The organism is Nocardia takedensis NBRC 100417, from assembly GCF_000308695.1.
GTDB classification, from domain to species: Bacteria; Actinomycetota; Actinomycetes; order Mycobacteriales; family Mycobacteriaceae; genus Nocardia; species Nocardia takedensis.
In genome coordinates, this window is the sequence record NZ_BAGG01000061.1 from 77841 (window position 1) to 102624 (window position 24784).

1 protein-coding gene is annotated in these 24784 nt (G+C 71.9%); it reads left to right on the forward strand.

What is annotated here, in order from left to right; genetic code table 11:
- Nucleotides 1-361: 361 nt before the first annotated feature.
- Nucleotides 362-24763 carry a non-ribosomal peptide synthetase gene (locus ON30_RS12720; RefSeq protein WP_051029256.1) on the forward strand — a complete coding sequence of 8134 codons (24402 nt, stop codon included), beginning with the start codon at nucleotides 362-364 and terminating at the stop codon, nucleotides 24761-24763.
- Nucleotides 24764-24784: the final 21 nt, after the last annotated feature.

The window sequence follows — 24784 nt, forward strand, 5'->3', positions numbered from 1 at the left end:
GCCCCACGGGTGACCCTGTCCCGGGGGAGTTCCATCCGTCTAGACTGTCGGAGAATGCCGCCCGCTAGCTGGGCGCCTCTGAGCTCGATAGCTTCATCGCACGCAAAACGTCCTCGTTTCACCTTTGGAGATGTTGGAGTATGTGGTAATGAAGTTGGGTTTCCACCGCGCTAAACCGTGTTGCTGTCTATTTCGGGATCCACCCGGGGGACCGCACGTGGCCGGATGATCGGTACCGCCACGGGAGCGGTCGTGTCGTCGCACCGTAGGTAATTGCGTAATCGGGGAAATTTCGGATGCGGAACGCAGGTGTGGTTTCGCCATGCCTTCGCCCTCAGAGGTGGAGTTAGGGGTCATACGTATGAATCGGAAGTTCGATGGAACCGGGGACAACGAGCGCGACCTGATCCCGCTCTCCAGCGCGCAGTACGGCATGTGGCTGGCCGACAACCTGCCCGGCGGTCCGCCGGTCAACATCGCCCAGTACGTCGAGATCGAGGGCCCGATCGATTACGCCGCCTTCACCCGCGCGGTCAACGAGGCCGGTCACGACACCGAGGCCATGGGCGTGCGCGTGGTCGAGGTCGAGGGCCGCCCCTACCAGTACGTCGACTACAGCCTCGAATTCGCCGAACCCATCCTCGACCTCGCCGACGAGGAGGACCCGCACGCGGCGGCGATGGCCTGGATGAACCGCGACTACAACACCAGGGCCGTCGACATGAGCCGCGACCGGCTCGCCGCCACCAGGATGATCCGCCTCGGCGAGGACAAGTACCTGTGGTACGCCCGCGCCCACCACTTGGTGATCGACGGCTACGGGGCGTTCAACATCATGACCCGCCTGGCCGAGCACTACAACGCGCTGGTCGAGGGCCGCTCGCCCGCGCCGCACGTGGCCGCCGACCTGCGCGAGGTCGTCCGGGCGCAGGAGAGCTACCGCACCAGTTCCCGGTTCGAGACCGACCGCGCCTACTGGCTGGACAAGGTCGCGGGCCTGCCCGAACCCGTCAGCCTGGCGGGCCGCACCGCGCGCTGGCACAAGGTCGATCGGTATGCGGGACAGGAGATCCCGGCCGATCTGTCCGAAGCGTTGGGCCGTTTCGCCGAGGACTACGACGCCTCGACCGCGCAGGTCGTCATCGCCGCCTTCGCCGCGTTCCTGGCCAGGATGACCGGACGCGACGACGTCGTGCTGTCCCTGCCGGTGAGCGCGCGCGTCACCAAACGCCTGCGCAACGCCGCGGCCATGCTCGCCAACATGGTGCCGATCCGCTTCGCCGTGGACGCCTCCACCACCGTCGGCGACATCGTGGGCGCATCGGTCACCGAACTGGTTTCCGCGATGCGCCACCAGCTCTACCGTTTCGAGGATCTGCGCCGCGAATCCGACGCGCTCGACGCCACCGCCAACTCGTTCGGCCCGATCGTCAACATCCTGTTCTTCGACAACGAGATCCAGCTCGGCTCGGCCGTCGGCCGCTACCGGGCGCTGACCTCGGGCACCCTGGACGACCTCCAACTCAACATGTATCGCTCCGGCGAGAGCGCGCCGCTGCTGATCGAGCTGCACGGCAACGCGAATCTCTACGACCAGGACGAACTCGATTCGCACACCGACCGTTTCGTGGAATTCCTGCGCGCCCTGGTGGCCGCCGCGCCCACCACCCCGGTCGTGGACATCCCGCTGCTCGACTCCGCCGAGCGCACCCGCATCCTGGACGAATTGGCCGGCGTGGACGGCGCCGAACCCGCCGGGACGCTGGTGGACATGCTGGTGCGCCGCGCCGCGGCCACCCCCGACGTCGTGGCCGTCACCGCGGGTGAGACCACGCTGACCTACCGCGAACTCGACGAACGCTCCGACCGTCTCGCGCGGGTGCTGCGCGCGCGGGGAGCACGGCCGGAGGCGCTGGTCGCCGTCGCCATGCCCCGCGACGCCGACCTGATCGTCGCCACGGTGGCGGTGCTCAAGTCCGGGGCGGGCTACTTGCCGCTGGATCTCGGCCACCCGGCCGACCGGCTCGCCTACGTCCTGGACGACGCCGCCCCCGTGGCCGTGCTGACCCGCGCCGACCTCGTCGAGCGCATTCCCGCCGATCCGTCGCGGATCGTGCTGTTCGACAGCGCGGAGCCCGCCGCCGATACCGGGCCGGCGCTGCCGCTGCGCCCGGATGATCTGGCCTACGTCATCTATACCTCCGGATCGACCGGCAGGCCCAAGGGCGTGGCCATCACCCACCGCGCGGCGGTCACCTACTTGGCGAACTCGTGCGCGAGTTTCGGCGTCGACGCGGGCGACGTGTGGACACTGTTCCACAGCTATGCCTTCGACTACTCGATCTGGGAGATCTTCGGGCCGCTGGTCACCGGCGGCAGGCTCGTCGTCGTGGACGGTCCGACATCCAGGTCCCCCGAGGACGTGGTCGCGCTGTGCGCGCGCGAGCGGGTCACGATCTTCAGCCAGACCCCGTCGGCCTTCCAGCAATTCGCGGCCGCCCACCGCCGCTACACCGACGCGGGGCAAGCGCACGGTCCGCTGTCGCTGCGCCAAGTGGTGCTCTCCGGTGAGGGCTTGCAACCCGGGTCGTTGGCTCACTGGTACGAGCAGAACCCCGACGTGCCGGTGCTGATCAACAGCTACGGCATCACCGAGACCACGGTGTTCGTCACCTATCTCGCGCTGACCAGGGAATCGGCGGTCCCCGGCGCGCCGAGCACGATCGGTCGCGCGCTGCCCGGCCTGCGCACCTACGTCCTCGACGACCGACTGCGGCCGGCCCCGCTCGGTGCGTGGGGCGAGATCTACGTCTCCGGCGGGCAACTCGCGCGCGGTTACCTCAACCGGCCCGCGTTGAGCGCGGGGCGGTTCGTCGCCGACCCGTTCGGCCCGGCTGGTTCGCGGCTCTACCGCAGCGGTGACGTCGCCCGCTGGAATCACCGCGGCGAGTTGGAATATCGCGGTCGCGCCGACCAGCAGGTCCAGTTGCGCGGTTTCCGCATCGAACTCGACGAGGTCCGTGACGCGCTGCTCACCCACCCGTCGGTGGCGGCGGCCGTGGCCACCGTGCACCTGCCCGACACCGAGGGCGCGGCGCTGGTCGGCTACGTCGTACCGGCGGGCGGGGCGGTCTGCGACGCCGCGACACTGCGCGCGCACGTCGGCGAACGACTGCCGGAGTACATGGTGCCCGCCGCCCTCGTCGTGCTCGACGCGTTGCCGCTGACCGCCAACGGCAAACTCGACACCCGCGCGCTGCCGGAACCGGTCTTCGATTCCGCGGCGCCCTACGTCGCGCCGCGCACCGATCTCGAGGCGCTGATCGCCGACGTGTTCGCCGAGGTGCTCGGCGTCGAGCGGATCGGCGTGCGCGACAGCTTCTTCGAGCTCGGCGGCAACTCCATCACCGCCACCAGCGCGGCCGTGCGCATCGCCGAGGTGACACGATGCGAGATCTCGGTGCGCGACATGTTCGGCACCCCGACGGTCGCCGAACTGGCCGCCATCCTGGTCGGCGCGCAGCGTGCCGCGCGACCGCCGCTGAAAGCCGCGCGCCGGGTCGCGCCGGTTCCGCTGGCGCCCGCGCAGAACCGGATCTGGGTGCTCAATCAAGCCGACCCCACCTCGGCGGCCTACAACATCCCGCTGGTCCTGCGCCTGAGCGGCGAGCTTGACCTCGAGGCGCTGCGCGCGGCGCTGACCGACGTGATAGACCGCCACGAATCGCTGCGCACCGTCTACCCCGACGTCAACGGCGCGGGCACCCAGGTCGTGCTGTCGGCGACACAGGTGGTCCCGGAACTCGAACCGGTCCCGGTCACGGCCGACGAGATCGCCGCCCGCGTCCTGGCGGTGGCCTCGGTCGGCACCGACCTGCGCCACCACGTGCCGATCCGGGCCGCGCTGCTGCGCGAATCCGCGCGCGAGCACGTCCTGGTGGTCGTCCTGCACCACATCAGCTGCGACGGGTGGTCGCTGCGGCCGCTCGCGGTCGATGTCGCCACCGCCTACAAGGCGCGCGCGGAGGGCAAGGCTCCCGAATGGCAGCCGCTGGCCGTGCAGTACGCCGACTACAGCGTCTGGCACCGCGAGCTGCTCGGCGATCCCGCCGATCGGGACTCGCTGGCCGCACGGCAACTGCGGTTCTGGACCGAACGGCTGGCGGGTCTGCCGCCGCTGCTCGAACTGCCCGCCGATCGCCCGCGCCCGGCGCGGGCCTCGCTGCGCGGCGAGGTCGCGCGCACCGTCATCCCCGCCGAAACCTTCGCGGCGGTGCGGGAATTGGCGCGCGCGAACAAGGTCACCACGTTCGTCGTCGTGCACGCGGCGCTGGCCGCGTTGCTGGCGCGGCTGTCGGGCGCCACGGATCTGGCCGTCGGCACGCCGGTGGCCGGACGCGGCGAGCGGGCGCTCGAACCGCTGATCGGCATGTTCGTCAACACCGTTCCGCTGCGCACCCGGGTGCGGCCCGAGGAGGATTTCGCGACCTTCCTGGCCCGCGTCGCCCAGGACGACATCGACGCCTTCGCCCACGGCGACCTCCCCTACGAACGCATCGTCGACGAGGTCGAGACGACGCGCTCGCAGGCATACGCCCCGCTGTGCCAGGTCTACCTGGTCTTCGACAACACCCAGCGCGCACAGGCCGAACTCACCGACCTGACGGTCGAGATCCTGGACCCGGGCGCGGAACCGGCCAAGGTCGACCTCATCGTCACCGTCGCGGAGAACACCGCCGACGGCGGCGACGTGGCGCTGCGGCTCAACTACGCGGCCGACCTGTTCGACCGCGCCACCGTCGAGGAGTTCGGCGCGCGCCTCAACCGCGTGCTGGCCGCGATCGTGGCCGACCCGCGACGGCCGGTCGGCGCCGTACCGGTGCTCTCCGAGCGGGAATCCGCCGCTCTGCTGCCCGCACGAGGCCCCGCCGCCGAACCCGCGCGGGTCTTGGCCGAGGTGCTCACCGCGCGCGACGCCGACGCGCCCGCCGTGCTCGCCGGCGAGCGCGTGCTGACCTACGGCGAACTGGACAAGCGGTCCTCCCGGCTGGCCCGCGAGCTGATCTCCGCGGGTGTCGGCCCGGGCGACCAGGTCGCCTTGGCCATGGGGCGGTCCGCCGAATTCGTCGTCGGCCTGTGGGCCGTGGCCAAGTCGGGCGCCGCCTTCGTCCCGGTCGACCCGCGCTACCCGGCCGAGCGGATCGGCCACATGCTCGCCGACTCCGCGATCTCGCTCGCGTTGACGGTCGAAGCCGCGCGCGCGTCGCTGCCGGATACGGTGCGCGCGATCGTGCTGGACGACCCGGCCACCGAGAAGAAGATCGGCAAGCGGTCGGCCGCCAAGGTGACCGATCGCCACCGGGTGCGCCGGGCGCGCACCGCCGATGTCGCCTACGTGCTCTACACCTCGGGGTCGACCGGAACTCCCAAGGGCGTGGCCGTCACCCACGCGGGCATGGCGAATTTCGCCGCCGAACAGCGGGATCGGTACCGGGTGGACGCGAGCGCCCGCGTACTCCAGGTCGCCGCACCCGGTTTCGACGCCGTCATGCTCGAAGTGCTGATGGCCCACGCCAACGGGGCCGCGCTGGTGATCTCGCCGCCCGAGGTGTTCGCCGGGCAGGCACTGGTGGATCTGATCCGCGCGCACGGGGTGACCCATGCCTTCCTCACGCCCAGCGTGCTGGCCACCATGTCACCCGCGGGCGCCGAATCGCTGCGGGTCCTGGTCGCCGGCGGCGAAGCCGTCTCGGCGGAGACGGTGGCGGTGTGGGCTCCGGGCCGTGAGTTGTTCAACGGGTACGGGCCCACCGAGACCACGATCATGGTCGCGATCAGCGATCCGCTGCGCGTCGGCGAGCCCGTCACGATGGGCGGTCCGCTGCGCGGCATGGCGGCCACCGTGCTCGATGCGTCGCTGCGTCCGGCGCCGGTCGGCGTCGGCGGTGAACTCTACATGGCCGGCGTGCAACTGGCGCGCGGCTACCTCAACCGGCCCGCCGCCACGGCCGCCGCGTTCGTGGCCGATCCGTACGGCGCACCCGGTGCGCGGATGTACCGCACGGGCGACGTGGTGCGCTGGCGCGCCGACCGCACCCTGGAATATCTTGGTCGCGGCGATTTCCAGGTCAAGATCCGTGGTCAACGCATCGAACTGGGCGAGATCGAGGCCGTGCTCGCCGCGCGTCCCGAGGTGGGGACGGCGGTCGTGCTCGGTGTCCCCGTGGGTTCGGACACCCGACTGGCCGCCTATGTGGTGCCCGCCGAAGGCGCGCCGATCGACACCGCCGAACTCCTGCGTCACGCCGGACAGCGCCTGCCCGCGCACATGGTGCCCGACGCCGTGACGGTGTTGGCCGCGCTGCCGCTGTCCTCGGTCGGCAAGATCGACCGTGCTGCGCTGCCCGCCCCGGATTTCGCGACGGGCGCCGACTACGTCGAACCTCGCGACGCCGCCGAACGGACCGTCGCCGAAGCCTTCGCCGAGATCCTCGGCGCGCCCCAGGTCGGCGCGCTCGACGATTTCTTCGCCCTGGGCGGCAACTCGCTGTCCGCCACTCGCGTGGCGGGCAGGCTCGGCGTGGCCTTCGACACCGAGGTGCCGTTGCGCGCGCTGTTCGAGGCGCCGACCGTCGCCGCGCTGGCCGAGCGCCTGCGGGTCGCCGAACGGGTCGTCCGGCCCGTCCTGGCGCCGCGCGAGCGTCCCGAGCGCATCCCGCTCTCGCCCGCCCAGGTCCGCATGTGGTTCCTCAACCGCTTCGATCCCGCCTCGGCGCTCTACAACGTGCCGGTCGTGGTGGAACTCGAGGGCGAGTTGGACGTGGCGGCGATGCGCGCGACGGTCGCGGACCTGCTGAAACGGCACGAGACCTTGCGCACCGTCTACCCCGACAGCGACAGCGGGCCGCACCAGGTCGTGCTGCCCGCGGCGGCAGCCCTGCCGGACCTGACGCCGATCGAGGTGGCCGAGGACGAACTCGCCGCCCGGATCGAGGCGGAATCGCGTGCGGGCTTCGACGTCACCGCGAAACCGCCGTGCCGGATCACCCTGCTGCGCAGCGGTCCCCGCCGCCACACGTTGATCCTGGTCGTGCACCACATCAGCATCGACGGTTCCTCGCTGGCGCCGCTGGCCGCCGATCTCACGGTGGGATACCGGGCCAGGATCGCGGGGGTCGCGCCCCAGTTCGCGGCGTTGCCCGTGCAATACGCGGATTACACGCTGTGGCAACGGGATCTGCTCGGCGACGAAGACGATCGGCAGAGTCCGGGAGCGGCCCAGACGGACTACTGGCGCACCGCGCTGGCCGATCTGCCCGAGGTCCTCGACCTGCCCACCGACCGTCCGCGCCCGGCGCGGCAGTCCTTCCGCGGCGCGACTGTCAGCGCCCGGATCCCGGCCGATCTGCACCGCGATCTGATCGCCTTGGCACGCGGGCGCGAGACCACCGTGTTCATGGTCATGCACGCCGCTTTCGCCGCGCTGCTGGCACGGATGTCGGGCAGCGACGACATCGCCGTCGGCACCCCGGTGGCCGGTCGTGGCGAACCGGGCCTGGACGGCCTGATCGGTCAGTTCGTCAACACCCTGGTCCTGCGGACCCGCGTCGATCCGGGCGCGTCGTTCGTCGCGCTGCTCGACGCCGTGCGCGCGACCGACCTGGCCGCGTTCGAGAACGCGGACGTCCCGTTCGAGCGGTTGGTCGAGGTGCTCAATCCGCCGCGCTCCACCGCGCACGCGCCGCTGACCCAGGTCGGCTTCTCCTTCCAGAACATCGAGATCCCGACGGTGTCCTTCGACGGACTCACGGTCGCCGCGCGGATGATCGATCCCAGCGTCGCCAAGTACGACCTGCACCTCAACCTGGTCGACGCGGTCGGCCCCGACGGCGCGCCCGCCGATATGGCGGTCGAATTCGGTTACGCCACCGACCTGTTCGACGAGTGGACGGTCTCGGTGCTGTTCGACCGCTACCTGCGTCTGCTGCGCGCGGCGGTGGCCGATCCGCGTCGCGCGCTCGGTGACGTCGACCTGCTCACCACGGCGGAGGCGGCCCGACTGGTCGCCTTGTCGACCGGCCCCGCCGTGGACGAGCCGTCCGGCACCCTGGCCGAGATGTTCGCCGCGACCGCCGCCGCCCATCCGGACGCGGTCGCGGTCATCGACGCGGAATCGGGCGCGCGCCTGGACTACCGTGCCTTCGCGGCGCGGGTGAACGCGCTCGCGCGCGGATTGATCGGTCGCGGCGTTGGCCCCGACACCCTCGTCGCGGTCGCGATGCGCCGCAGCGTGGACCTGCTCGCCGCGCTGTACGCGATCCACGCGGCGGGCGGCGCGTACCTGCCGATCGACCCCGATCACCCGGCCGAGCGCACCGCGACCGTTCTGGAGACCGCGCGGCCGCTCGCCGTGCTGACCAGGGCCGGTGACGAGGTGTCGCTGCCCGGCGACCTGCCGCGCTGGTCGCAGGCCGACCTGACCGCCGACGACACCGCGCCGGTCACCGACGCCGATCGGATTCGCCCGCTGCGGCCGAGTGATCTGGCCTACGTCATCTACACCTCCGGGTCGACCGGCGTCCCCAAGGGCGTCGCGGTGCCGCACGCCGCGGTGGTCAACCAGATGCGGTGGATGCGCGAGCACTACGCGCTCGACGGCGGCGAGGTGCTGCTGCTGCGCACCCCGGTGACCTTCGACCTGTCGGTGTGGGAGCTGTTCACGGCGATGGCTAGCGGCGGGGCCGTGGTCGTCGCGCCCGCCGACGCGCACACCGATCAGCGGGTCGTGGCCCGGACGATCACCGAATTCGGCGTCACCACGGTCGATTTCGTGCCCTCGCTGTTGGAGACCTTCCTCGAGGTCGCGCCCGCCGACACCCTCGGCGCGCACTGCCGGGTGCTGTGCATCGGCGAGGCACTGCCCGCCGCGACCGTCCGCCGCTTCCGCGAGGTCAGCGCCGCGCGGATCGACAACCTCTACGGCCCGACCGAGGCGGCGGTCAGCGCGACCGCCCACCGGATCGAGGAACTCGACGACGGCGCGGTGCCGATCGGCGTCCCCGAATCCAGCGTCTCGGTGCGGGTGCTGGACGCGCGCCTGCGCGCGGTTCCGCCCGGCGTGACGGGCGAGTTGTACCTGGGCGGTGTGCAATTGGCGCGCGGGTACCACGAGCGTCGCGGGCTCACCGCGGCGAGCTTCGTCGCCGATCCGGTGGAGAGCGGCAGGCGCATGTACCGCACCGGCGATCTGGTGCGATGGGACGACAGCGGCGTACTGCGCTACGTCGGCCGCGCCGACACCCAGGTCAAGGTGCGCGGCCTGCGCGTCGAACTCGGCGATATCGAAGCCGCCTTGCGCACCCACGACGCGGTGAGCGCCGCGGTCGCGCAGGTGCGTGCGGAGGGTCGGGAGCACCGCCTCGTCGCCCACATCGTCGCCGCCGAGAGCGTCGACGTCGCCGCGGTCCGCGCCCACCTGCTCGAGCGCCTGCCCGCCTACATGGTGCCCGCCGCGATCCTGCGCGTGGACGCCATCCCGTTGACCCCGAACGGCAAGATCGACTACCGCGCGCTGCCCGCCCCCGAGCGCGGCCGGACGGTCGCGGAGTACCGCGCGCCGCGCGGACCGCTCGAGCAGGCCGTCGCGAGCGTGTTCGGCGACCTGTTCGACGTCGCCGCCGTGGGCGCCGACGACGAATTCTTCGAGCTGGGCGGCAATTCCCTGCTCGCCACCCGGGCGCTGAGCCGGATCGGCGCGTTGGTCGATGTCGAGATTCCGGTGCGCGCCGTCTTCGAGGCGCCGACGGTGGCCGGCCTGGCCGAGGCGATCGCGCGACTGCGCGCTGCCCCGAGTCTGCCGCCGGTCGTGCGCGCCGAACGCCCCGAGCGGATCCCGTTGTCACACGCGCAGACCCGCATGTGGTTCCTCAACCAGTTCGAGCCCGACTCGGCGGGCTACGTGGTGCCGATGGCGATCCGGATCACCGGACCGCTGGATCGGGACGCGCTGCGGGCCGCCTTCGCCGACGTCGTCGAGCGGCACGAGATCCTCCGCACCACCTACCCGGCCGTGGACGGCGTGCCCACCCAGGTGGTGTTGGACACCGCCGAGGTCGTCGGGGCGCACGAGTTCACGCCCCGCCCGACCACCGAGGACGGGCTCGCCGCCGCACTGGGCGAATTCCGCGGGACCGGGTTCGAGGTCTCGCACGGCGTCCCGGTGCGGGTCGCGATGTTCGAGCTGTCCGACTCCGATCGCGTCGTCGCGGTGGCCGTGCACCACATCAGCTGCGACGGTTTCTCGGTGGCCCCGCTGGTCGCCGACGTGATCACGGCCTACCGGGCTCGCGTGGCCGGCACCGAGCCGGGGTGGTCGCCGCTGCCGGTGCAGTTCGCCGATTTCGCGCTCTGGCAGCGCGAGGTGCTCGGTTCGGCCGACGATCCGCAGTCGCCGACGGCCCGCGATCTGGCCTACTGGCGTGACCGCTTGGCGGGCATCCCGGATCGGCTGGACCTGCCGACCGATCGGCCCCGCCCCGCCGTGCGCACCCAGCGCGGCGCGGTCCTGCGCGCGAGCGTGCCCGCCGAGGTGCAGGCCAGGGTGGGGGAGTTGGCCCGCCGCACCGGCAGCACGCCGTTCATGGTGATGCACTCCGCGCTGGCGGTGCTGCTGGCCCGGCTCTCGGGCGGCGAGGACATCGCGATCGGCGTCCCGCACGCGGGTCGCGGCGACCGTGCGCTGGACAACCTCGTCGGCATGTTCGTCAACACGCTGGTCATGCGGACCGGCGTGGCCCCCGACGACACCTTCCGCGCACTGCTGGAACGGGTGCGTCACACCGACCTGGAGGCGTTCGACCACGCCACCGTGCCGTTCGAGCAGTTGGTGCAGGAACTGGCCCCGGCGCGCTCGACGTCGCACACCCCGCTGTTCCAGGTGATGCTGGCCTACCAGAACATGGCGCGCGCCCGCCTGGAACTGCCGGAACTCACCGTCGAGAACGTCGATCCCGGTGACAGCGCCGCGATCTACGACATGCTGCTGATGGTGTCCGAGGAGTTCGGCCCCCGGCACGAGCCCGCGGGCATCGCGCTGCGGCTGACCTACTCGACCGACCTGTTCGACGAATCGACCATGCGCCGCTTCGCCGACCGATTGGTGCGGATCCTGGACGCGGTCAGCTCCGACGCCGATCTGGCCGTGGGTGCGCTGGATCTGCTCGACGCCGAGGAGTCCGACCTACTGCGCCGGTGGAACGACACCGGTGACGCGGTCGCCACCGGCACGCTCGCCGACAAGTTCGCCGAACAGGCGGCGCGTACGCCGGACCTGCCCGCCGTGATCGTGCCCGGCGGCCCGAGCTGGACCTACGGCGAGTTCGCCGGACGCGTGAATCGGTTGGCGCGCTGGTTGATCCGGGTCGGGGCCGGTCCGGACACGGTGGTCGCGGTCGCCATGGAGCGTGGGCCCGACCTGGTCACCGCGCTGTACGCGGTGACGGCGGCGGGCGCGGCCTTCCTGCCGATCGACCCCGCGCATCCGGGCGCTCGCATCCAGCGGGTGCTCGAGATCGCGCGGCCGTTGCTGGTGCTCACCACCGAAGCCGACGGCGGCGGACTGCCCACCGGTTACGAACGTCAGCGCGTCGACCATCTCGACCTCGGCGACCTGTCCGACGCGCCGATCACCGACACCGAGCGCAACGCCCCGCTGCGACCGGACGATCTGGCCTACGTCCTGTTCACCTCGGGCTCGACAGGTATGCCCAAGGGCGTGGCCCTGACCCACGCCGCGACGGTCAGCCAGTTGGCCTGGGCGCAACGGCGGTGGCCGCACGACAGCACCGACACGGTGCTGTTCAAGACCCCCGTCACCTTCGACATCGCGGTGTGGGAGCTGTTCTGGCCCTTGCAGACCGGGGCGCGACTGGTCGTCGCCGCCCCCGGCGGTCACCGCGACCCCGCCTACCTGGTGGACACGATCGCCGAATACGGTGTCGGCACGGTGCATTTCGTGCCGTCGATGCTGGACGTGCTGCTGGAGTCCGCCGCGCGCGACCGACTCGCCTCGGTGCGGCGGGTGTTCGTCGCGGGTGAGGCGCTGACCAGGCGCACCGCCGACACCGCCGCCGCGGTGTTCGAGCGGGCGCGCATCGTGAACTGGTACGGACCCGCCGAAGCCGAGGTCGTCACCTGGGCGGAACCCGCGCCGGGGGAGCCCGGTGCGACGGTCCCGATCGGCGCGCCGGTCGCGGGCATGCGGGCCCGGGTCCTCGACGCGCGGCTGCGCCCGGTCCCGGTCGGCGTGGTCGGCGAACTCTACGTCAGCGGTGTGCAATTGGCGCGCGGCTATCACGCCCGACCCGATCTGACCTGCGCCGCCTTCGTCGCCGATCCGTTCGGCGGTCAGCGGCTCTACCGCACCGGCGATCTGGTGCGCTGGACCGACGCGGGCGCGCTGGAATACCTGGGCCGCCGCGACTTCCAGGTGAAGGTCCGCGGCCAGCGCGTGGAACCCGGCGATGTCGAAGCCGCGCTGTACGAGGTCGAACGGGTGGCACGGGCGGCGGTCGTCGTTACGCCGGAACGGATCGTCGCCTACGTCACGGCCGTGCCGGGCGCGGAACTGGACGGACGGGCCGTGCGCGCCGAACTCGCGCGCGTGCTGCCCGCCTACCTGGTGCCCGCGGGCGTGGTCGTCCTGGACGAGATGCCCTTGAGCGCCAACGGCAAGCTCGACCGGAAAGCGTTGCCCGCCCCGGTGTTCGAGGACCGCGAGGAGTTCGTGGCACCGCGCGACGAACGCGAGACGGTGCTGGCCGCGATCGTCGCCGAACTGACCGGCGTCGACCGGGTCGGCGTGACGGCGAACCTGTTCGAGGTCGGCGTCACCTCGCTCTCGGCGGCGCGCATCGCCGCCAGGGCCGAGGCCGCCCTCGGTGTGCCGGTCGGCATCCGCGACATCTTCGAGACGCCGACCGTCGCGGATCTCGCCGAGCGGTTGGCCGATCGCGCGCCCGCCGTGTCCGCCGCTCCCGCGCCGCGCCCACGCCCGGACGTGGTACCGCTGGCCGCGGCCCAACGCCGCATGTGGCTGCTCAACCAACTCGACACCGACTCGGCCGCCTACAACATCTGCCTGGCCGTGCGGTTGACCGGCAGCCTGGACGTCGACGCGCTGCGCGCCGCGTTCCTGGACGTCCTCGACCGGCACGAACCGCTGCGCACGGTCTACCCGTCCGTCGACGGCGAACCGCGCCAGGTCGTCCGCCCCGCGGATCTGGTGGCCGCCGAACTCGGCCTCGACGTCGAGCGGATCGAGGAGTCGACGCTGGTGGAGCGGATCACCGCCACCGTGAGCGCGGGCTTCGACGTGGCGCGGGCCGTTCCGGTGCGAGCCAGGTTGCTGCGCACCGGGGTCGAGGAGCACGTGCTCGTGGTCGTGGTGCACCACATCGCCGCCGACGGGGCGTCGATGCCGCCGCTGGCCCGCGATGTGTTCACCGCCTACCACGCGCGCTGCGCGCAGACGCCGCCGCACTGGGAGCCGTTGGCCCTCCAGTACGCCGACTACGCGCTGTGGCAGCGGGATTCGCTGGGTTCGGAGGACGACCGGGAGTCGGTGATCGGCCGCCAGATCGCCTACTGGACCGAGGCGCTGGCCGGTTCCCCGGAACTGCTCGACCTGCCCACCGACCGGCCACGGCCCGCGAGCATGTCGATGCTGGGCGGCAGTGTCCGCTTCGACGTCCCCGCCGCCCTGCACGAAGCCGTGGTGAGCCTGGCCCACCGCGAAGGCGTCACCGTCTTCGTGGTGCTGCACGCGGCCCTGTCGATCGTGCTGGCGCGCACCGCGCACAACCCCGACATCTGCGTCGGCTCGCCGGTGGCGGGCCGCGGCAGGCGCGAACTCGACGATCTGGTCGGCATGTTCGTCAACACCGTGGTGCTGCGCACCCGCGTGCCCGAGGAGGCGTCGTTCCGCGACTACCTCGCCGAGGTCCGCGAGATCGACCTGGCGGCCATCGCCAACGCCGATCTGCCCTACGAACGGCTGGTGGAGATCCTGGACCGGCCGCGTTCGGCCGCCTACTCGCCGCTGTTCCAGGTGATGGTGGGCGTGCAGCACGCGGGCGGGGTGCGACTGGAACTGCCCGAACTCGGCGTCGAGGTCCTCGATCCCGGTCTGGCGCAGGCCAAGACCGATCTGACGGTGCTGTTCACCGAACGCGAGGCGGGCACGCCGACCAGCGGCATCGACGGCGAGATCGTCTACGCCACCGATCTGTTCACCGCCGACACCGCCGAGGCGATGGCCGCGCGGTTGGTGCGCGTGCTCGAGGCGGTCACCGCCGAACCCGGCGGGCGGGTGGGCGACATCGCGCTGCTCGACACGGCGGAGACGGAACGACTGGTGCCGGCGTGGGGCGGTGACCCGGCTCCGGCCGCGCTGTTCCCCGAGTTGTTGAGCGCGGTCGCGGTGGCCACCCCCGATGCCGTCGCGCTGATCGGCGTGGACGAGACACTCACCTACGCCGAATTCGACCGCAGGGCCGACCGACTCGCGCGGCGCCTGCTGGCGTCGGGCGCCGGACCCGGCGCGTTCGTCGCACTGGCGGTGCCGAGGTCGGTGGACTATCACGTCGCGATGTGGGCGATCGCCAAGACCGGGGCCACCTTCGTCCCGGTGGACCTGCGCTACCCCACTCAGCGCATCGCGCACATGATCGCCGATTCCGGTGTGGCTCTGGGCCTGACGGTCGGTGCGGCCACGGCGGCGCTGCCCGAAGGCCCGCGCTGGCTGGTCCTCGACGATCCGGCCTTCCGCACGGAACTGGCCGGGGTCTCCGACGCGCCCGTCGGCGACGCGGACCGTCCGCGTCCGTTGCGGATGGACGACGCCGCCTACCTGGTCTATACCTCGGGCTCGACCGGGACGCCCAAGGGCGTCGTGGTCACCCACGCCGGGCTCGCACCGTTCATGCACGTCCAGCGTGAGCGCTACCGGGTCGAACCCTCGTCGCGGGTCCTCCAGGTCGCCGCACCCGCCTTCGACGCGGTGCAACTGGAATCGCTGATGGCGCTGTCGGCCGGTGCGGCACTGGTGATCTCGCCGCCTGAGGTCTTCGGCGGCGCGGAACTGGACGCCCTGGTCCGGACGCACGAGGTCACCCACGCGTTCCTCACCCCGAGCGTGCTGGCCACCTTGCGCGCCACCGGTCTGTCCTCGGTGCGGATGCTCGCCGTCGGCGGCGAGATGGTCAGCGCCGAGACCATCGCGGCCTGGTCGCCGGGACGGCGACTGCACAACATCTACGGTCCGACCGAGACCACCATCGTGACCACGATCAGCGAACCGCTGGCCGCGGGCGACCGGATCACCATCGGCGGTCCCATCGCGGGCACCGCCGCAGTGGTGCTCGACGAACGGATGCGGCCCACTCCGATCGGGGTCGCGGGCGAGCTGTACCTCGCGGGCGCGGGATTGGCGCGCGGCTACCTCGGCAGGCCCGCCGTGACGGCGGGTGCGTTCGTCGCCGATCCGTTCGGCGGGTCAGGCGAGCGGATGTACCGCACGGGCGATCTCGTGCGCTGGACCGCCGATGGCGCGCTGGAATATGTGGGGCGCTCGGACTTCCAGGTCAAGATCCGCGGGCAGCGCATCGAACTGGGTGAGATCGACGCCGCGCTGATGTCGCATCCGCGGGTGGCCGCGGCCGTGACGGTGACCCGCCCGGGAGCGAGTGGCCTGACGCTGGCCGCCTACGTGGTGGTCGAACCGGACGGCGGGCTCGATCCGGCGGCCTTGCGCGCCCACCTCGGGGCCGCGCTGCCCGCGCACATGGTGCCCGCCACCGTCACGGTGCTCGACGCCATGCCGCTCGCCTCCACCGGCAAGGTGGACCGCAAGGCGCTGCCCGAACCGGAGGCCGCTCCGCTCGCGGCCGACGCCGTCGCCCCCGAGGGCGATCTCGAGACCACGATCGCCGCCGCGTTCGCCGAGGTGCTCGGGCTGCCCGAGGTCGGCGCGACCGCGTCGTTCTTCGCCCACGGCGGCGACTCGATCATGGTCATCCAGTTGGCCGCCCGGCTCAAGGCCGTCGGCGTGCTGGTCACCGCGCGCGACATCTTCGAGCGCAAGACCGTGCGGGAGCTGGCCGCGGTGGCCGAGTCGGCGGGCCGCACGGTGCTGGCCGAATTGCCCGGCGGCGGGATCGGCGAGATCCCGCCGACCTCGATCGTGTCCTGGTTCCTGGACCGGCCGGGCCACAAGGACCGCTTCGCGCAGTCGATGCTGGTGCGCCTGCCCGCCACGGCGCGCGGCGAGCAGGTCGCGGCGACCGTCGGCGCAGTCCTGGACCGCCACGACATGCTGCGTGCCCGCTTGGTGGACGGTCGCCTCGAGGTGCCGCCGCCCGGCGCGCTCGACGCGCGGGACTGCGTCCTGATCCACCGCCTCGACGCCGGAAGCGTCCCGGGGACAGCGGGATTCGCCGCCGCCGCCGAAGCGGGCGCGCGGGCGGCGGCCGATCGTCTCGACCCGGCCGCCGGGCAAATGGTGCAGGTCGTGTGCCTGCTGCCCGAGGAGGGGATCGACGGTGAGGCGCGCGCGCTGATCGTCATCCACCACCTCGTGGTCGACGCGGTGTCCTGGCGCATCCTGGTGCCCGATTTCGCGACCGCCTGGGAACAGATCACCCGAGGCCAACCGGTGACATTGGCCGCACCGGTCACCTCCATGCGGCGCTGGGCGCACGCGCTCGGCGAGGCGGCGCAGCGGCGCGAGGACGAACTCGCGCTGTGGCAGCGGATGAGCGGTCCCGCCGATCCGCCGTTGGGCGTCGCGGAATTCGATCCGCTGCTCGACACCCACGCCACCGTGCGCGGGTTGACGGTGACGGTGCCCACCGAGGTCACCTCGGCGCTGCTGCACACCGTGCCCCGCGCGGCGCGCGGCGGCGTGGACGACGCGTTGCTGGGTGCGCTCGCGGTGGCCACCACGCGGTGGCGGCAGCGGCGCGGGGTCGCCCACGCGGGGATGACGGTGCTGCTCGAGGGCCACGGCCGCGAGGAACAGGTCGTGGAAGGCGCGGACCTGTCGCGGACCGTCGGCTGGTTCACCAGCGCTTACCCGGTCGCTTTCGATCTCACGGGTGTGGGCTCCGATCCGCGCGCGGCGGTCAAGGCCGTCAAGGACCAACTGCGCGCGATCCCGGACAAGGGCATCGGTTACGGCCTGCTGCGCCACTTGAATCCGCGCACCGCGCCGCGTCTGGCGGACGCCCCGCGCCCACAGATCAGCTTCAACAATCTCGGGCGCGTCGGCATGGACATGTCCGCGCTGGCCGAGGTGGCCTGGATTCCCACCGACGACGACTTCGATCGCACCGCCGCGTTCGACTCGGACATGCCCGCCGCCGCGACGCTGACCGTGGACGTCAACGTCCTGGATTCCGCGTCCGGTCCGGTGCTGTCGGCGCGGTTGGGTTACGCGTCCCGATTGCTGGACGAGGACGCGGTGGTCGAACTGGCCGAGGAGTGGGTGCGGGTACTGACCACCCTGGCCACGGCCGCCGAACACGAGGACGATTGGGGGCTTTCGGCTTCGGATGTCACCCTGATCGACCTGTCGCGCGCCGACCTGGACGCCTTCGCCGAGCGCTACGGCAGGCTCGCCGACGTCTGGCCGCCCGCGCCGTTGCAGGCGGGGTTGTTGTTCCACGCCGAACTGGCCCAGGGCGCGGGCGTCGACGTCTACACCGCGCAGTCGGTGCTCGAGATCGAAGGCGACCTCGACACCGACCGCCTCGAGCGGTCGCTGCGCGCCCTGCTGGAACGGCACCCGAACCTGCGCGCCGGATTCGCCAGGACGGCCGACGGTGTTGCCGCCCAGGTGATTCCCGCCGAGGTCGCGCCGTGCTGGTCGCGCGCCGAGGTGACCGCGGGCGACGACGCGCTGACGGAGTTGATCGCCGCGGAACGCTCGCGGCCGTTCGACACCGCCGAACCGCCGCTGCTGCGATTGCTGACGGTGGCCGTGGCGCCCCGGCGTTTCCACCTGGTGCTCACCGCGCACCACCTGCTGCTCGACGGCTGGTCGCTGCCGTTGCTGTGGCGCGAGCTGATCGCGCTCTACGCCACCGGCGCACGGGCCGAGTTGCTGCCCGCGGCGGCGAGCTACGGCGACTACCTGGGCTGGTTGGCCGAGCGCGACGAGGACGCGAGCATCACCGCGTGGCGCGAGACGCTGGGCGAGGTCGGCGAACCGAGTCTGGTCGCCGACGTGCGCGGCGCCGCCGCCGTCGACCTGCCCGTCGATCTGCCGATCGACCTCGAACCCGAGGTGACGGCGCGGCTCACCGAATTCGCCAGGGCCCGCGAGATCACGATGGCCACGGTGGTGCAGTTCGCGTGGTCACTGGTGCTGGGCAATCTGCTCGGCGCCGACCGGGTGGTGTTCGGCGGCACCGTGTCCGGTCGCCCCGCCGATCTGCCCGGCGTGGAATCGATGATCGGCCTGTTCATCAACACGATCCCGGTGCCGGTCACGCTGCGCGCGCGGCAGAGCATCGAGGAGGCGCTGCGCGAGGTGCAGGCCGACAGCACCCGGATGCTGGACCACCACCACGTCGAACTGTCGCGGATCCTCGAAGCGGTCGAAGCGCCGCACCTGTTCGACACGCTGGTGGTCTTCGAGTCCTACCCGGTCGACAGCAGCGGTCTGGGCGAGGCCGACATCGACGGGATGCGCGTGGTCGCGGGATCGGGCACCGACGCGGCGCACTACCCGATCACCGTGCAGGCGCATCTGCTCGACACATTGCACGTGCGGGTCCGCTACCAGCGCGGCAGCCTCACCGACGCGACAGCCGCGCGCCTGGCCGCGCGGCTGGAACGGGCGCTGCGCCTGGTGGCCGAGGACCCGTCCGCCGCGGTGGGCTCGATCGATCTGCTGTCGGATCTGGAACGCGCGGAACTGGTCCCCGCCGCGGGCAGGCCCGCCGAACAGCCCTGGCCGCTGGCCGATCTGCTGGTCGTCCGCGACGAATCCGCCACCGCCGTGGTGGCCGACGGGCACGCCTGCTCCTACGGCGAACTGGACGCCTGGTCGACGCGGGTCGCGCGCCAGCTCATCGCCTGGGGCATCGGTCCGGGCGATCTGGTCGGCCTCGCGATGGGCCGGTCGGTGGAGTTCGTCGTCGGCGTGTGGGCGGTGGCCAAGGCGGGTGCGGGCTTCGTCCCGATCGACCCGCGCTACCCGGCCGAACGGGTCGCGGGCATGGTCGCCGATTCCGGTCTCCGCGTCGCGATCACCGTCGCGGTCTCGCGGCACGTGGTGCCCGAGGGGCTGCGGTTGCTGGTTCTCGACGATCCGGACGTGGAGGTCTCCATCGCCGGGTGGCCGCAGGATTCGGTCACCGACGCCGACCGTGTGCGGCCCAGTCGGGTCGAGGACATCGCCTACGTCCTCTACACCTCCGGCTCCACCGGCACGCCCAAGGGTGTGGCCGTGACCCACGCGGGTCTGGCCAATCACGCCGCCGAGCAGCGCGAGCGCTTCCGGGCCGACGACCGCGCGCGGGTGCTGGGCGTGTCCGCACCCGGATTCGACGCGACGGTGCTGGAACTGCTGTTGGCCCATGCCAACGGCGCGACCTTGGTGGTGTCGCCGCCGGAGGTCTACGCCGGCGCCGAGTTGGCCGAACTCATCGCCGCGCAACGGGTCTCGCACGCCTTCCTCACCCCGAGCGTGCTGGCGACGATGTCGCCCGAGGGGCTGGACTGCCTGCGGGTGCTGGTGATCGGCGGCGAGGCGGTCACCCCGGAGACGGTGGCGACCTGGGCGCCGGGCCGATCGGTCTTCGACGGCTACGGCCCCACCGAGACCACGATCATGGTGGCAATGAGCGACGCGCTGTCGGCGGAGGGCGAGGTGACCATCGGCGGACCGATCCGCGGCGTGGACGCGGTCGTGCTGGACGCGTGGCTGCGCCCGGTGCCGGTGGGCGTCGCCGGTGAGCTGTACCTGTCGGGTATCCAGCTCGCCCGCGGCTACCTGAACCGGCCGTCGTTCACGGCGGGCGCGTTCGTGGCCGACCCGTTCGGCGCGCCCGGAAATCGCCTGTACCGCACGGGCGATCTGGTGCGCTGGAAGTCCGACCGCACACTGGAGTACCTGGGCCGCCGGGATTTCCAGGTCAAGATCCGCGGTCAGCGCATCGAACTCGGCGAGATCGAGGTCGTGCTCGCCGAGCGTCCCGAGGTCTCACGGGTCGCGGTGGTGCTGCGCGCCGACGAGCGGGGTGTGGACCGCCTGGTGGCCTACTTGGTCGCCGACGGTCTCGACCCCGCCGAGGTCCGGTCCGCCGCGCGTCTGCGTCTGCCCGGCCACATGGTGCCCGACGCCGTCGTCGTCCTGGACGACCTGCCGCTCACCGCGACCGGCAAACTGGACCGCTCGGCGCTGCCCACCCCGGAATTCGCCGACCGGCACGAATGGATCGCCCCGGGCACCGAGGCCGAACGCGTCGTCGCCGAAACCTTCGAGAGCGTGCTGGGCGTGGACCGGGTCGGCACGCTGGACGGCTTCTTCGATCTGGGCGGCAACTCGCTGACGGCCACCAAGGTCGCCGCGCGTCTGGCCGCGCGGCTGGAGGTGCGCGTGGGGGTGCGCGACCTGTTCGAGGCGCCCACCGTCGCGGCGCTGGCGCAGCGGTTGGCCGCGGCCGAACGCACCCGCCGGGTCGCCCCGACCCGCCGGGAACGGCCCGAGTTGATCCCGCTCTCGCCCGCCCAGCAGCGGATGTGGTTCTTCAACCAGTTCGACACCTCGGTGGGCGCGTACAACATTCCGTTGGCGATCCGCCTGCGCGGCGCCCTCGATCTCGCGGCGCTGCGCCGGGCGTGCGAATTGGTCGTGCAGCGGCACGAATCGCTGCGCACCGCCTTCCCCGTCACCAACGGCACCCCGCACCAGCGCATCGTCGAGGTCGACCAGGTCGTGGGCGCGCTGGAACCCGTCCAGGTCGGCGAGGCCGAAATCCTGCAACGCGTCACGGCGGCGGTGTCGGCGAGTTTCGATGTGACCCAGGCCCCCCCGGTGCGCATCGAACTGTTCCGGCTCGATCCGCGTGATCACGTCGTGGTCATCACCGTGCACCACATCTGCGCCGACGGTCAGTCGATGGTTCCGCTGGCGCGCGATGTCGCGATGGCCTACGAGGCGAGCAGGCTCGCCGTCGAACCGGCCTGGCCGGAACTGGCCATCGGCTACCCCGACTACGCGCTGTGGCGTCGTGACATGCTCGGCGCGGAGAGCGATCCCGAGTCGCTGGTCTCCCAGCAGTTGCGGTTCTGGCGCGACACCCTGGCCGGACTGCCGGAACTGCTCGAACTGCCCACCGACCGGCCGCGTCCGCCGGTGGCCTCGATGCGCGGCGCGGGCGTCGACTTCACGATCCCGGCGCCGCTGCGCGACCGGATCGAAGCGGTCGCGCGGGGTGCGAAGGCGACGACCTTCATGGTGCTGCACGCCGCGCTGGCGGTGCTGCTGTCGCGCCTGTCCGGTCTCGGCGACATCGCGGTCGGCACACCGGTCGCGGGCCGCGGGGAACGCGAACTCGACGATCTGGTCGGCATGTTCGTCAACACCGTGGTGCTGCGCGCCCGGGTGCGACCGGATCACCGCTTCGCCGATCTGCTCGCCGAGGTCCGCGAGGCCGACGTGGCCGCCTTCGGCCACGCCGACGTCGCCTTCGAGCAGGTGGTGGACATGCTCAACCCGCCGCGCTCGACCGCGCACCTGCCCGTCTACCAGGTGACCTTGGACGTGCAGAACCTCACGGCGGCGTCGCTGACCTTGCCCGATCTGGTCATCGAACCCATCGAGGAAGGGTTCGACCAGGCCCAGGCCGATTTGAACGTGAAGGTGGTCGAAGGCCCCGACGGCATGACCGGTCGGCTGACCTACGCCGCCGACCTGTTCTTCGAGGAGACGATGCGCGGGGTCGCCGCGGCGTTCGTGCGCATCCTCGACGCGGTCACCGCGAGCCCGTCGATGACGGTCGACGCGATCGACATCACCGACCCGACGCAGCGGCACCTGGTGCTCGCCGCGGCGGGCACGGACAGCGCCGCGGTGCCGGAGATCTCACTGGCGCGGTGGTTCTCGACCGTGGCGGCGGCGCACCCGGACGCGGTGGCGGCCTCCGACGGCACCTGCGCGATCACCTACGCCGAGCTGGAGCGGCGTTCGGGCGCGTTGGCCGCGCGCCTGGTGGAACTCGGCGTCGGCCCGGAATCGCTGGTCGCGGTGGCGTTGCCGCGCACGGTCGACTTGGTGGTCGGTCTGCTCGCGGTGATCAGGGCGGGCGGCGGCTATCTGCCGCTGGATGTGGCCTACCCGGCCGAGCGGTTGCGCTTCGTCCTCGGTGACGCGCGGCCGGCGGTGGTGCTGGCCTGCGGGTCCACCGTGGATCGGGTGCCCGACACCGGCACACCGGTCCTGTTGGTGGAGGACGTGGCGGACTCCACCGTGCCCGCCCCCGAGGTAACGGTTCGGCCCGACGGGATCGCCTACGTCATCTACACTTCCGGCTCGACCGGTCGCCCGAAGGGCGTCGCGGTGACCCACCGTCAGGTGGTGACATTGTTCACCAACGCCGGTCAGCGCTTCGACCTCGGCCCGGCGGACGTGTGGACGATGTTCCATTCCTACGCCTTCGATTTCGCGGTGTGGGAGATGTGGGGCGCGCTGCTTGGTGGTGGCCGCGTGGTGGTGGTCGACTACGAGACCTCCCGCACCCCGGAGGCGTTCGTGGAGTTGGTCGCCCGCGAAGGGGTGACGGTGTTGAGCCAGACCCCGTCCGCCTTCTACGGATTCGCCGACGCCGAACGCCGGTACCGCGAATCCGGCTGCCCCGCGGGCGAATCGGCGCTGCGCTACGTGGTGTTCGGCGGCGAGGCGCTGGACACGGCCCGTCTGGCGCCGTGGTTCCAGGGGCGCACACCGGGCCGGACACGGCTGGTGAACATGTACGGCATCACCGAGACCACCGTGCACGTCACCTGGTCCGAGGTCGCCGAACTCGACGCCGCCGAGTCGGCGGGCACCATCGGCACGCCGCTGCCGGGCCTGCGGGCCTACGTGCTCGACGACCGGTTGCGGCCCGCGCCGATCGGGGTCGCGGGCGAGGTCTACCTCGCGGGCGACCAACTCTCGCGCGGCTACCTCGGCGCGCCCGCGCTGAGTTCGGCGCGGTTCGTGGCCGACCCGTTCGGCGCGAACGGGACCAGGATCTACCGCTCGGGTGACGTCGCGCGCTGGCGGCGGACGCCGCGCGGGTTGGAGCTGTCGTATGTGGGCCGTGCCGATGCCCAGGTGCAGGTGCGCGGTTTCCGCATCGAACTGGGCGAGGTGGAGTCGGCCCTGCTGCGGCATCCGGAGGTGGTGCGGGCCGCGGCCGCGGTGCACCGCCACGAGAGCGGCGTGGACCAGCTGATCGGCTATGTGGTCGGCACGGACGGGCAGTCGGTCGATCCGGCCGAGGTCCGCACCGCCGCGGCCCGGGTGCTGACCAACTACATGGTGCCCTCGGCGATCGTGGTGCTGGACGAACTGCCGCTGACCGTCAACGGCAAACTCGACCGCGCGGCGCTGCCCGCACCGGTCTTCGAGGACGCGGGCGTCGAATTCGTCGCCGCGCGAACCCATTCGGAGCGGGTGATCTGCGAGGTCTACGCCCAAGTGCTCGGCGTCGAGCGGGTGGGCGTCACCGACGGGTTCTTCGACCTGGGCGGCAACTCGCTGCTGGCGGCGACGGTGGTGACCGAGGCGCGCGCCCGCGGCGTGCGGATCTCGCTGCCGTGGATGTTCGACGACGCCACCCCGGGGGCGTTGGCACGGCGCGCCGACGAGTCCGAGGGCGGTTCGGGGTTGCAGGTGCTGCTGCCGCTGCGCGCGGGCGGGACGAAACCGGCGGTGTTCGGCGTGCATCCGGCGGGCGGGTTGGCCTGGTTCTACGGCGGGGTGGTCGAACACCTCGACGCGGACCGTCCCGTCTACGGTTTGCAGGACCCGCACGTGGTCGCGGGCGAGCCCAGCGCGCGATCGGTGGACGAACTGGCCGAGCGGTACGTGGCCGAGATCCGACGGGTGCAACCGAGCGGTCCATACCACCTGCTCGGCTGGTCGCTGGGCGGCGAGATCGCGCACGCGATGGCGGTCCGGTTGCAGCGCGAGGGCGCCGAGGTCGGAATGCTGGCGATCCTGGACAGCTTGGCCGGCGGCGCGGACGTGGATCTCGACGGCGCGGGCGAGGCCGTTCCGGGCGAGCTGATGGCCGATCTGCTCGGCGGGTGGCGTGAGCTGTTCGAGCTCGGCGACGCCGTCACCGCGCAGACCCACGAGCAGGCGTGGGGCGTGATCCGCGATCAGGTCGTCGGCACCGGGATGTTCACCGCCGAGCAGGTCGACCGATTGATGGAGAGCTTCCGGACCGCCGACACCATCGCGGGCGAGTACCGCCCCGCGCTGTTCGACGGCGATCTGGTCTTCTTCACCGCGGGCCGTGACCGCGGCGACCACTACGCCGTCGCGAACAGTTGGCGGCCGCACGTGTCCGGTCGCATCCACAACACCGTGGTCGACGCGCGTCACCTCGAGCTGACCCACCCCGAGGCCCTCGGGGTGATCGGCCCGGTGCTGCAACGGTTCATGATCGGCGCCGAGACCGAATCGATGACCTCGGCGGCGCGGGAGTAGCGCCGGTGCCGGTCGCCCGCC